Here is a 13,578-nt window from a genome sequence, read left to right on the forward strand (position 1 = left end):
TCGATCGCAGTCCTATCTTTTGAAACCAGTCAGTTGTTCCTTAATAAGGTGTCGACACCTGTAACTTACTGTTTCACGTTTCGTTCCCAATCGCGCTCCGATTAACTTCAGAACATGCCTGTTAGTCGAGAAATCTAATTTTTTGTGATCTTTTGTCGGAATATTTTACAGTACTGTCAAGTATTGCCCGCATTTGCCAAAAACTAACATGGTTAGTCATTGATTATATTGATATAAAAATTATTTGGTATGTTTCTTGCATATAAATACTGTGATATATTTCTTGCATATAAAGTTGGGTATAAATATTTATATTTCCAATGATAATGATATCCGTGCCAAATATACCTTCAGAAAAAATATGTATTCAAAACTTTTTCAGGACTGATCATTTCCCTTTTGGATTTGTAGGTACTTAATGACCTTTTATAATTTGATAAACAGTCTCATAGTAGCTGCAAATCACACCACCTTTTTGTAGGCAACAGAGTATGAAAGAATCACAAAACACGCCGCGCATCAAAGTGTTAAGCAATATTTGCCTCTCTGTTTTGTTTGTGTGCTTAATGTCTGTGACAGGAAAGAGCGAAGGTAACTGGAAGTTAAGTTTGGATTCTGAAATTGCTCGCATTCTGGCGCTCGCGCCTGAAAATAGTTGGGTAAAACTAAATACAAATCGATATGATGACGTTTGGACACCGTTTGAGCAGCGACCAAGACCCCCAGAGGCACCTGCTGTTGGTGCGCCTCATAGCATCATTGGTGCATGGAGTTCGATGGCATGGGACGCCAACCGAGGAAATATAATTATCTATGGTGGCGGGCATGCGAATTATCCTGGGAATGAACTTTATTTCTGGGAGTCTTCAACGCTCAATTGGGCGCGTGCCTCATTACCGTCAGAATTAAAATTTATCGCCAGTGGGCATTACGAAAGTATTGATGGTGTTTTTAACGCGCCGGTAGCTGCTCATACCTATGATAATTCAGAGTTTTTTCCAGTTCTGGATAGATTTGTCACATTTGGTGGAGCAGCTTTCAATACAGGTACGCGATTTGTTCATGCTGATGGCTCTCCTACAGGGCCTTATTTTTTCAATCCCGCATTGGCAGACGGTGATGCTGTTGGCGGCACAACTGGATCGCAGGTTAATTCGCAGTTATTTCCAAATGTAGTTGGTAAAAACATGTGGAGTAATCGGGATAATCTGATTCCTGCTACACCTGGCGACATTCTGCCTAGTTACTTTATCAATACGGCGACCGCTTATGCTGAAGAAAATGGTGTGGATGTTTTATATCTTCAGGCTAATAATCGATTGTTTCGTTATTCTGCTTATTCAAATTCGGATTCATCGCAGGATACTTATGAAGTGGTTGGTAACGTAGCATCAGGATCTACATTTTCTGGTCAAGGTGCTGGCGCATATGATCCACAGCGTAAAATTTTTGTACGGACTTCCGGCAGTATATTTACCTTCTGGAACCTCAATCAACCGCAGGGCATAACTGCGCAGAATGTAATTTTCTCACCCGATGTGGTTGGAGGAACATTTGAGTTCTATAGATTGAGAGACTATGGGCTTGATTATGATCATCTGCGGCAGGTTTTTCTTTTGTGGGATGGTAACCAGGATGTCTGGCAATTGATACCTCCGCAGGATTTGACATCCGGAAGCTGGGTATTGAATCGTGTTACACCACAAGGTCTTTCTGTACCCCAACAGAACAGTGTCGTGAACCCAATTCTTGGAAAATGGAAATATGCGCGAGCACTTGATGCTTACATAGGACTATTTGACCCGTGGTCTGGAGATGTCTGGTTGTATAAGCCAGCAAACTGGCAACCCGAACTTGTGAGTGAAGGCGTATCTATTGCAAATATAAAAGAAGGCGAAACTGTATACTCAAATCAGTCTGTTGAAATTTCGGTTTATGCGTTAGGAAAAACGATATCGAGCGTGCAATATCTTCTTGATGGAACTGTTATTGGTTCATCCGATGTCGCTCCTTATAGTTTTGATTGGACCAACAGAATACCGGGTTCCTACGTATTAACAGCTGTTGCTTTATTTACTGATGGCTCATCAGCCGAATCCAGTGCCATAAACGTTGTTGTGTCCTCTGATACGATTGAAACATTGAACCTTCAGAATGGTTTGAATGAGTATACAGGGGCTATCGATACATATCTTGATGAATTTGCAAGTACGAGTAACGCGTCTGGCAGTTTCACTCTATTTAGTCGGCCGACCGGATCCCGTTTGGTACCCCTGGTCCGTTTTAAAATTTTCGAAAGTGAAGGCGGACCAATTCCCGATGGTGCTTTGATCCGCAAGGCAAAGTTATCACTTAATAAATATTCTGTATATGATCATGTCTATGGCGCTCACAGAATACTATCTGATTGGAATGGGAGTAGTGTGACATGGTTACAAAAGGAATCCGGATCATTATGGGATACACCAGGGGCCAGTACACCTGGTGCTGATTATGCGACCAATTCGGATGGTGAAGGAGAAGTGGAATGGAATCCGGGGTGGCTTGAAATTGATGTGACATCTGGTGTTCAAGACATCAGCACAAATGGGCAAAATTTTGGCTGGAAACTGGTTTCCAAGGGAGGGAACAATAATCTTGTCAGATTTTCAAGCAGTGAGTTTACTGACGATCCACTATTACGACCTTCCTTGGAAATAGAATATGTTTCAAGTTCCGGTCCAATTAATTTTCCACCAGCGGTTAGTCTGGCCAGTCCATCTGCGGGCTCTGAATTTGCAGAGGGTGCCGCCATTTTGCTGACAGTCAATGCGAATGATGCAGATGGCAGTATTGCCAAAGTGGAATTTTACGCAGATGGTGTTTTGTTGGGTGAAGATGTCAGCAGTCCCTATGAATTTTCCTGGACTAATGCATCAGCTGGCACGCATACACTGGAAGCTGCTGCCATTGACAATAATAATAAAAAAACAACTTCTACAAGTGTGTCGATTACGGTTAATTCTTCAACTGCGGGTAATTTACCGCCAACTGTTAATTTAACTTCACCGGTTTCGGGTGCTAATTTTCAGATTGGTTCTTCCATTCAACTAAGTGCAACAGCGGATGATTCTGATGGTTTTGTGACCAAAGTGGCATTCTATGCTAATGGTACTTTACTCAGTGAGGTTTTGAGTGCACCTTATCAGTTTGTCTGGGCGAATCCGACAATTGGGACGCATAATCTAAATGCAGTTGTGACAGATGATAGCGGGGGTGCGACAGCATCACAGGTCAATCAGATTACCGTTACTGAATCCAGCTCAGGCAATAGTATAAAAATATCCTTGCAGGAAGGATTGGACGGCTATACAGGGACTACCGATTCCTATATATATGAATATTTTGGTGCTGCCAATTACGGAGAAAATGTTTCGTTACTGGATAAACCAAGCGGAAGCCGTCTGGCCTCAATTGTTCGTTTTGCAATCTTTGATAGTGAAGGCGGCCCAGTGCCCGATGGTTCTACCATTACATCCGCAAAGCTGTCTGTGTACAAAACATCATTTTATGATCATATTTTTCGTGCTCACCGGATTTTGCTAAATTGGTCAGAGAGTGATGTAACCTGGGAACAAAGAGAATCCGGAGTTTTATGGGATGTAGCTGGAGGACTCAGTTTTGGTCAGGATATCGCTGCCATTCATGATGGAGAAGACGCTGCGACATGGAATCCTGGGTGGCTAAATCTGGATGTAACAAATGGTGTTCAGGCCATGAGTACAAGCGGACAGAACTATGGCTGGAGGCTTGTGCCGGCAGGTGGAAATAATAATACTAAAAAATTCGCCAGCAGTGAATATGAGATTGATCCAGCGCTTCGGCCCAAGCTGGAAATTGAATATATACCGGATACTGGTACTATAAATTTACCGCCTAATGTCAGTTTGACGGCGCCGTCATCAGGTGCGGAATTTGCGGGGGGATCATCCGTTTTATTGGTAGCCAATGCAAGTGATGCAGATGGCAGTATTGCCAAAGTGGAATTTTACGCAGATGGTGTTTTGTTGGGTGAAGATGTCAGCAGTCCCTATGAATTTTCCTGGACTAATGCATCAGCTGGCACGCATACACTGGAAGCTGCTGCCATTGACAATAATAATAAAAAAACAACTTCTACAAGTGTGTCGATTACGGTTAATTCTTCAACTGCGGGTAATTTACCGCCAACTGTTAATTTAACTTCACCGGTTTCGGGTGCTAATTTTCAGATTGGTTCTTCCATTCAACTAAGTGCAACAGCGGATGATTCTGATGGTTTTGTGACCAAAGTGGCATTCTATGCTAATGGTACTTTACTCAGTGAGGTTTTGAGTGCACCTTATCAGTTTGTCTGGGCGAATCCGACAATTGGGACGCATAATCTAAATGCAGTTGTGACAGATGATAGCGGGGGTGCGACAGCATCACAGGTCAATCAGATTACCGTTACTGAATCCAGCTCAGGCGATAGTATAAAAATATCCTTGCAGGAAGGATTGGACGGCTATACAGGGACTACCGATTCCTATATATATGAATATTTTGGTGCTGCCAATTACGGAGAAAATGTTTCGTTACTGGATAAACCAAGCGGAAGCCGTCTGGCCTCAATTGTTCGTTTTGCAATCTTTGATAGTGAAGGCGGCCCAGTGCCCGATGGTTCTACCATTACATCCGCAAAGCTGTCTGTGTACAAAACATCATTTTATGATCATATTTTTCGTGCTCACCGGATTTTGCTAAATTGGTCAGAGAGTGATGTAACCTGGGAACAAAGAGAATCCGGAGTTTTATGGGATGTAGCTGGAGGACTCAGTTTTGGTCAGGATATCGCTGCCATTCATGATGGAGAAGACGCTGCGACATGGAATCCTGGGTGGCTAAATCTGGATGTAACAAATGGTGTTCAGGCCATGAGTACAAGCGGACAGAACTATGGCTGGAGGCTTGTGCCGGCAGGTGGAAATAATAATACTAAAAAATTCGCCAGCAGTGAATATGAGATTGATCCAGCGCTTCGGCCCAAGCTGGAAATTGAATATATACCGGATACTGGTACTATAAATTTACCGCCTAATGTCAGTTTGACGGCGCCGTCATCAGGTGCGGAATTTGCGGAGGGATCATCCGTTTTATTGATAGCCAATGCGAGCGATCCCGATGGCATCATTACCAAAGTAGAATTTTACGCAGATGGTGTTTTACTGGGTGAAGATGTCAGCAGTCCCTATGAATTTTCCTGGACTAATGCATCAGCTGGCACGCACACACTATATGCTGTAGCTACTGATGATGATGGCAAGCAAGCAACTTCTTTAAGTGCGTCAATTACTATATCAAACTTGACCAATCAACCACCTGTGGTGACATTGACAGCCCCTAATGCCGGGGCGGTATTTGAAATTGGCGTTCCTATACTGATCACGGCAGATGCCAGTGATAGTGATGGTAACATTACAAAAGTAGCTTTTTATGCTGACGGTGCTTTGCTTGGAGAAATAACGCAATCACCCTATGAATTCACCTGGTTAAATGCTGCTGAGGGTATGCATACATTGCACGTAGTGGCGACCGACGATGGTGCGTTAACTGTAAGTTCGGCTTCATTGGGAATTGACGTGACGCAATCAACGAATAATAGCCTTCGCGTTACGTTACAGAAAGGTCTAAATGCTTTTTCAAATGTGTGGGACAGTTATATATATGAATTTCATAATTTTTCAAACTTTGGCAAAAGTGTAAAGCTGGTCGACAAATCGACAGGTTCTCGCTTGAGTACATTGGTGCAATTTGCAATTTTTGAATCAGAAGGTGGTTTTATCCCTGATCAGGCGGTAATTACTTCAGCAAAATTAAAGCTCTATAAGTCATCCTATTATGATCATGTCTATCGAGCACATCCATTGTTATTACCTTGGCATGAAGATCAAGTTACCTGGCAAGAAAGTCAATTAGCAGTTTTTTGGGGGCATGCTGGTGCTACCAGTATGGGAGTGGATATCGATAGTCAATTTGATGGTGAAGCTTCTGCTTCATGGAGCCCGGGATGGTTAACCATTGATGTTACCCAGGGAGTACAGGCGATTCAGAATGGCAGGGCAAACTTTGGATGGAAATTGGTACCCGTGAGTGGCAACAGTAATACAAAGACTTTTGTAAGCAGTGATTATGCTGAAGATGCAACTTTGCGGCCTGCACTTGAAATTGAATATTTATTAGAATAAGTTATGTCCACCATAGAACGTAACCCTTAAAGCTAAGACCACCGGCTATAGCCGGTGGTTGTTTTTTTACATGTTGTTCAATGATACTTCTGGAAACTTGGGAAATTCCATAAAAAACTCTGCCTTATAGCAACAATTAGAAAGCTGATTTGTTTTGGATCTGACCTGGCGAGTTTATGATGTCATTTATCGGCACCGTTAACAGACCGCTTAAAAACGTTTTAAGCAGGCGATGCAAAGCAAAAACAGGCAAAAACGGAGTTTTCGCGTAATAAGTGAGCCTGTTTCTAACTGCGCAGATAGTTTTTCAACAACTTAATCTGTTAAAAGTGTATAAGAAAGAAAGCCGGGCATAAGGTGATAGTCGGTTTATTGTCTGATAAACCCCCTTTTTTGATGAAAATCTTGTATACCTTGATAGAATGTTCAGTCCGGTTTTGTTCAGGACCAAATGAACTGAAGGCAAAAGAATTTCTTTATTGCTTACTAAAGCAGCAATAAAGTATCCGATATAACAGGCTATGTTGGTATCAAAATGAATGCGCTAAAGGTGAGAACATCTGATGCTAACCATCCACTAGGCGAAATTGTTGCGGTACTCGGCAATATCGTTGATGTGCGTTTCCCGCCGCCACTGCCGGCGCATAATTTCAAATTACTTGCCGGTTCAGAAAATGGCGTCGTGCTTGAAGTGCAGACGCATCTGGATCCAACGACAGTGCGTTGTATTGCACTCAATCCCACCAGGCGTTTAGGGAGAGGCATGTCGGTACTTAATACGGGAGCCACGCTTCAGATGCCGGTAGGTAATGCATTGTTGGGACGCATGCTTAACGTGTTCGGTGAAGCCATTGATGGTATTCATAAACCTATTGACGCCCAGGAGTATTGGCCCATCCATCGTCCGTTGTTACCACTTTCTGAGCGGCTTACGAGTACCGATATTTTTGAAACCGGCATTAAAGCCATAGACCTGCTGGCGCCGCTCGAGCGTGGTGGTAAATCTGGCATGTTCGGTGGCGCGGGTGTAGGCAAAACCGTGTTGATCAATGAACTGATCAACAATATGGCAGAACAATATGAAGGTATCAGCCTGTTTTGCGGTATTGGTGAGCGTATGCGCGAAGCCGAGGAGATGTACCGCGCCATGAAAGAATCAGGGGTTCTGGAAAAGGCAATATTGCTTTACGGCCAGATGAATGAACCACCGGGTGCGCGTTTTCGTGTCGGACATGCAGCTCTGACCGTTGCTGAATATTTTCGCGACGTCATCAAACGGGATGTATTGTTGCTTATTGATAATGTGTTTCGGTTTGTGCAATCGGGAACAGAAGTATCAGGTTTAATGGGGCATATTCCTTCACGGGTAGGTTATCAACCCACGCTGGCGACAGAGCTGGCTAAACTGGAGGAACGTATCTGCAGCTCGCAAAGCGGCAGTATTACCTCTGTACAGGCGGTATATGTGCCCGCTGACGATCTGACCGACCCTTCTGCAACGCATATATTTGCACATTTGTCCGCCTCTATTGTGCTTTCCCGTAAGCGCGCCAGCCAGGGTTTTTATCCGGCGATTGATCCATTGCAGACCGAATCCAAAATGCTCACGCCGGCTGTGGTGGGCAAACGGCATTATCGTGTCGCTCAGGCAGTGCGCAGCACACTTGCTGAATATGAAGATCTCAAAGACATTATTGCCATGCTGGGCATGGAAGAGCTTTCTCGCGAGGACCGCACGACAGTCAACAAGGCGCGTAGATTGGAGCGTTTTTTAACGCAGCCTTTTATAACAACTGAGCAATTTACCGGTCATAAGGGACAAAGGGTTCCATTGAATCGAACGATTGAAGGGTGTGAACGTATACTGGCAGGCGAATTTGCAACGGTAGCGGAAAAAGCTTTCTACATGATTGGTGCAGTTGATGAAATCAGCAGTGAAGGATAAATATGGAAGCACGTGATACGGAGCGCACACCAGGCATGCGTCTGCAAGTGCTTCTGCCGACTGAGGTGCTGGTGGACGAACGGGTCGTGAAGGTCATTGCTGAAGCGGAGAATGGTTCCTTTTGCCTGCTGCCGCGTCATATTGACTTTGTATCCGCGCTGGTGCCGGGTATTCTGAGTTTTTACACCTCTGACGGCAGCGAATGTTTTGCCGCTGTAGATGAAGGCATTTTGGTCAAGTGTGACCGTGAAGTGTTCATTTCGACATTGAACGGTGTCCGGGGATCCAACCTGAGTCACTTGCAAACACTGATTGATGAACGCTTTCTCGAACTGGATGAGCATGAACGCAAGGCTCGCACGGCGCTAGCGCGGCTTGAAGCGGGTACGCTACGCAGCTTCAGAGAATTGCAGGGTAAAAATTATGGTTAAAGAAACAGAAGAACATAAACGCAGTCAACTGGATAAATTCGGTGAACAGGTGGGACATCGCGCCAAGCGAAAACAGCAGGCACGAGAACGAAGCAAGCGCACGGTGTGGTTCGGTTTCGGTATGTTCGGATTGGTCGGTTGGTCCGTTGCGATACCGACTATGATGGGTATTGCGATCGGGATCTGGCTTGACCGTAAGTGGCCGGGAGAGGCTTCCTGGACGTTGACCTTCCTTATTATTGGCATTGCGCTTGGATGTCTTAACGCCTGGTATTGGATCAAACAGGAGAGCGGACATGAATGAAGCGTTATTCCTGTTCCTGATGTTTATTAGTGGCGTGATGCTGGCTGCGTTGTACCTTTCAAGTCTTTGGTTTACTGTTAAGTGCATCCAGTATACGGAAAAACCGGTTTTCTGGTTGATCATCAGTCTGGCCTTGCGCATGCTGTTGTTACTGACAGCGTTTTATTTTATTTTAAAGTTTGGCCATTGGGGACATTTATTAGCGGCACTCGCCGGATTTGTAATGTTGCGTATTGTGTCCACGAGCAGAATGCGTCATCAACTGTCGGCATGGGATTTTACAAAGGAGAAGCGGACATGACAATTAGTCCAGATGATATTGTTTTCTGGCGATGGGGATTGTTTTCGCTGAATGCCACGATTGTATTCACCTGGATTGTGATGATTTTGCTGACGTTGATTTCATGGCTGGTAATGCGTCGATTATCTACGGGAACAAAAATTTCACGTTGGCAGAATTTGCTGGAAGTACTCGTCTCAGGGATACGTGATCAGATCAGGGAGGTCGGCCATCAAAAGCCGGATAAATATCTGCCTTTTATTGGTACGTTGTTTTTGTTTATTGCCGTGGCTAATATACTTAACATGATTCCGGGTTACATGGCGCCAACCGGTTCGCTTTCAACGACAACCGCATTGGCGATATGCGTTTTCGCCGCAGTGCCGCTTTATGGCATTGCTTATGAAGGCCCGTTCAACTATTTAAGGCACTATATTAAGCCAACAATACTGATGCTGCCATTCAATATCATTGGTGAGATTTCACGAACCATTGCACTGGCCGTCCGTTTATACGGCAATATCATGAGCGGTACTGTAATTGTAGCCATTTTATTGAGCCTGACACCATATTTTTTTCCAGTTGTGATGCAATTACTTGGTCTGCTGACAGGCATGATTCAAGCCTATATCTTTGCGATTCTGGCTATGGTATATATCGCTGCGGCAACTTCGGCGCATACGGAAAGCACTTATAAAAAATACTGAAACAGAAAAAAGGAGTATCGGTATGGATAGTATTTCTCTCATTGGAATGATATCGATCGTCACGGCGGGTTTAACCATCGCGATCGGTTCAATTGGTCCGGCACTCGGTGAAGCACGCGCTGTGGCGCAGGCTTTGAGCGCCATTGCCCAGCAACCTGATGAATCAGCCACTATTACACGTACGCTTTTTGTAGGATTGGCCATGATTGAATCTACAGCAATCTACTGTTTTGTAGTGGCTATGATTTTGATTTTTGCTAATCCGTTTTGGGAACATGTGATTGCAGCGGGAGGATAACACATGAGCATAGACTGGATTACGGTTTCCGCTCAGATTATCAATTTTCTGATCCTGGTCTGGCTGCTGAAACGTTTTTTATACCGACCGGTCATGCAGGCGATGGATCGTCGTGAGCAACACATTTTTGAACAACTGGATGATGCGCAAGCACGTGAACAGAAGGCCAATGAAAAGATGCAGTATTATCTGGAAAAGATGAATGAACTGGCGCGTACACGCGATGAGATTCTGGCAAAGACTCAAGAGAAAGCCGAGCAACAAAAAAGACAATTGCTGGATGAAGCGCGTCTGGAAGTGGCAAAAGTCCGCGAGCACTGGCAGAATCAGGTCCGGCTGGAAAAAGAGGAATTGCTGGATAATTTGCGCCATCAAGTTTCCAATGCTGTTCAGGGTATTGCGCGTAAGGCTTTGGGGGATCTGGCCAACGCCGACCTTGAGGAACAGATTGTTCATTCGTTTATTGGTCGGTTAGTATCTCTGGATAAAGAATCCCGCGCATTGATGCTGGGTTCATCTGATGACTCTGCTGAACCGGCTCGCATTTCCAGCGCATTTGAATTGGACTCTGGTGCACGCAGCCGGCTTACCCGTGCAATTCATGAGCACCTTATTGATGGCATTGATGTGAAATATAGCAAGTCGCCCGAGTTGTTATGCGGCATCGCACTCACTGTTGGAGAAGGGCAGTTGAGCTGGAATCTGGCTGATTATCTTGAGCAACTGAATCAGCATATTGAAAATGTGCTTGTATCAACCACATCGCCCGAGAAACTGTAGGAGTACACATTTGTTACAACATCTGGTGGAAGATGCTTTAACAACCATAAACAGGGTGGTTGATCAGCATGAGCCTAAGTTGTGCGCAAAAGAAACGGGTAGAGTAGTTTATGTGGGTAGTGGAATTGCACGCATAAAGGGGCTATCCAGTATCACCTCTGAAGAGTTGGTACGTTTTCCCGGAGGTGTGCTGGGTATTGCCGTTAATCTGGAGCCGCATGAAGTCGGGGTTATATTGTTGGGCGATAGCGACAAGTTAATGACAGGTACCGATGTCAACGCCACTGGCCGTGAAGCAGACACTCCTGTGGGTGAAAATTTATTAGGTCGCGTGATTGATGCCACTGGCAGTATATTGGACCGTGGTAAGCCGCTAAGTTTCAGCGAGCGGTGGCCGGTAGAACGGTTGGCGCCAGCAATTATCGAACGCGCGCCTGTTACGGTGCCGTTGGAAACGGGTATTAAAACAATTGATGCGCTCATTCCCATTGGCCGTGGTCAACGCGAGCTGATAGTCGGCGACCGGCAGACGGGTAAAACCTCGGTGGCTGTCGATACCATAATCAATCAACGCGACAAGGAGGTGATATGCATCTATTGTGCGATTGGCCAGCGTGGTACAGCTGTGGCTCGGGTGGTTGAAACGCTGCGCACGCATCACGCTATGGAAAATACCATTGTAGTGGTGGCTTCAGATGAAGACCCTCCGGGATTACGTTATATCACGCCTTATGCAGCAACGACAATGGCCGAGTATTTTATGCAGCAAGGCAAGGATGTGTTGATTGTCTATGATGATCTGACCCGGCATGCGCGAGCTTACCGAGAGTTATCTTTGTTATTGCGTCGCCCGCCTGGTCGGGAAGCTTATCCGGGTGATATTTTTTATCTACATGCCCGGTTACTGGAAAGAGCTACCCAGCTTAACAAAGAAAGTGGTGGCGGTTCGCTGACAGCGCTACCCATTATCGAAACCCAGGCTCAGGATATTTCGGCCTATATTCCGACCAATCTGATTTCCATTACGGATGGCCAGATTTATCTTTCTCCGACCTTGTTTCATAAAGGATTGCTGCCAGCTATTGATGTGGGGAAATCGGTTTCCCGGGTAGGGGGCAAGACACAGTATCCGGCATTTCGCAGTGTGGCCGGAGACTTGCGATTGTCTTACTCTCAGTTTGAGGAACTGGAAGCATTTGCACGTTTTGCCACGCGTCTTGACGACGAAACCCGTGCCACCATTGAGCATGGCCGACGTGTACGGGAAATCTTAAAGCAGGCTGAGCATCACCCGCTGCGCAGCAGTCTACAAATGGTCGTATTGAAGGCTGTTAATGCTGGCTTATTTGCACTTCTCGAGCTGAATAGCTTTGACGATGCTGAAGTTTTGATTCAAAAGCGGATCCTGGATGAATTACCTGAGCTTTGTGAGCTAATGGAAACAGGTAAAAAGCTTGACGATGCACAATGGGAGCAAGTCCTTGATGTGGCCCGCAAAGCAATAGCCACTATTAGGACACCAACAGAAGCGTAAAATCAAATGCATACCCTCGAATACTTACATAAACAACTGGATAACCTGGAAGAATTGCGAACGATTGTTAAAACCATGAAGGCGTTATCAGCAGCCAGTATTCGACAGTATGAGCAAGCGGTCAGTGCGCTTGCCGGATATTACCGGACAGTAGAACGTGGACTGCACGTGGTTTTAAAAGATACCCAGTCATTTCCGGGTACCGCGAGGCGCATACAGAAACCGTTACGTCTTGCCGCCATCGTATTTGGTTCTGATCACGGTCTGTGCGGTCGATTCAACGAAGATATTACGCGTTATGCATTAGACCGGATGAAATCAGCGGCTGCTGATACAGAAAATCATTTGTTGCTCGCTGTTGGCGCGCGCGTGGCTGCCAGTCTTGAACAGGCCGGACAGGTGGTTGAAAATGACTTCCTGGTGCCAGGCTCGGCGTCTCAGATAACGATCACTGTGCAGCAGATTTTGCTCAAAATTGATGAATGGAGAGAGCAGGCTGATGTGTACTACGTTTATCTGTTTTATAACCGGCATTCCGGCAGTAAGAATTATCGCCCGACTGGATTTGAGTTGCTGCCTATCAATCTTCACCGCTTTCACCGCCTGGAGGAGGAAACCTGGCCATCGCGCTGTTTGCCCACTTTCAGTGTTGACCGCGAATTGTTGTTCACCCGTTTACTGCGGCAATATCTTTTTGTCACACTTTTTCGCGCATGCGCAGAATCTCAGGCAAGCGAACATACCAGCCGGTTATCGGCAATGCAGTCCGCGCAGCGTAACCTTGATGAACGCTTGGAGGAAGTGACAATGTACTACCGGCGTGCACGTCAGAATGTAATCACCTCGGAGCTGCTGGACGTGGTCTCGGGGTTCGAAGCGATCACGGGTAGTCATAAATCGTAGATATGTTTCGTCCTGTAGCTGGTCTTTCGCCAAGGGGAATAATCATTCTGTTATTGGATTCATTTTTCCTGTAAAAATAAAGCGTTGCGTCTAAAATAGTCCACTGGATACGAAGCAGCTAATCGGTTAGTTTTACATTCTGTCTCAGGAC

Annotated in this window: 10 protein-coding genes; all 10 read left to right on the forward strand. The window is 45.4% G+C overall.

The genetic code is table 11. The features are described 5' to 3' along the window. The first annotated feature begins 491 nt into the window (after nt 1-491). The 10 genes from C8R11_RS00415 (at nt 492) to C8R11_RS00460 (ending at nt 13,427) form a co-directional block, all read left to right on the forward strand. Nucleotides 492-6,245, forward strand: coding sequence for an Ig-like domain-containing protein (locus C8R11_RS00415; RefSeq protein WP_107793989.1), 5,754 nt, complete (start codon nt 492-494; stop codon nt 6,243-6,245). 550 nt (nt 6,246-6,795) lie between these two features. Beyond that, complete coding sequence (gene atpD, locus C8R11_RS00420) at nt 6,796-8,190, forward strand: F0F1 ATP synthase subunit beta (protein ID WP_244907492.1); 1,395 nt, start codon at nt 6,796-6,798, stop codon at nt 8,188-8,190. A 2-nt stretch (nt 8,191-8,192) separates the two neighbouring features. Further along, a complete protein-coding gene (locus tag C8R11_RS00425) occupies nt 8,193-8,621 on the forward strand; it encodes a F0F1 ATP synthase subunit epsilon (RefSeq protein WP_244907493.1) in 429 nt (142 codons plus the stop codon). Then, complete coding sequence (locus C8R11_RS00430) at nt 8,614-8,925, forward strand: AtpZ/AtpI family protein (RefSeq protein WP_090697917.1); 312 nt, start codon at nt 8,614-8,616, stop codon at nt 8,923-8,925. Before C8R11_RS00425 ends, C8R11_RS00430 begins: the two co-directional genes overlap by 8 nt. After that, the gene (locus tag C8R11_RS00435; RefSeq protein ID WP_107793991.1) at nt 8,918-9,226 is read left to right on the forward strand and encodes an ATP synthase subunit I; all 309 of its coding nucleotides are present in this window, start codon (nt 8,918-8,920) and stop codon (nt 9,224-9,226) included. The genes C8R11_RS00430 and C8R11_RS00435 overlap by 8 nt, the downstream gene beginning before the upstream one ends. Next, nucleotides 9,223-9,912 (forward strand): F0F1 ATP synthase subunit A, encoded by a 690-nt coding sequence (locus C8R11_RS00440; protein ID WP_107793992.1) that lies wholly within the window; start codon nt 9,223-9,225, stop codon nt 9,910-9,912. The genes C8R11_RS00435 and C8R11_RS00440 overlap by 4 nt, the downstream gene beginning before the upstream one ends. 22 nt (nt 9,913-9,934) lie before the next feature. After that, a complete protein-coding gene (locus tag C8R11_RS00445; RefSeq protein WP_107793993.1) occupies nt 9,935-10,210 on the forward strand; it encodes a F0F1 ATP synthase subunit C in 276 nt (91 codons plus the stop codon). A 3-nt stretch (nt 10,211-10,213) separates the two neighbouring features. Continuing rightward, nucleotides 10,214-10,990, forward strand: coding sequence for a F0F1 ATP synthase subunit B (gene atpF, locus C8R11_RS00450; RefSeq protein WP_107793994.1), 777 nt, complete (start codon nt 10,214-10,216; stop codon nt 10,988-10,990). 10 nt (nt 10,991-11,000) lie between these two features. Further along, nucleotides 11,001-12,524, forward strand: coding sequence for an alternate F1F0 ATPase, F1 subunit alpha (locus tag C8R11_RS00455; protein WP_280523851.1), 1,524 nt, complete (start codon nt 11,001-11,003; stop codon nt 12,522-12,524). Between the two features lie 6 nt (nt 12,525-12,530). After that, nucleotides 12,531-13,427, forward strand: a complete 897-nt coding sequence (locus C8R11_RS00460) for a F0F1 ATP synthase subunit gamma (protein WP_107793996.1) — start codon at nt 12,531-12,533, stop codon at nt 13,425-13,427. The last annotated feature ends 151 nt before the right edge of the window (nt 13,428-13,578 follow it).

The organism is Nitrosomonas aestuarii (genome assembly GCF_003046585.1).
In the GTDB taxonomy this organism is placed as follows: domain Bacteria; phylum Pseudomonadota; class Gammaproteobacteria; order Burkholderiales; family Nitrosomonadaceae; genus Nitrosomonas; species Nitrosomonas aestuarii.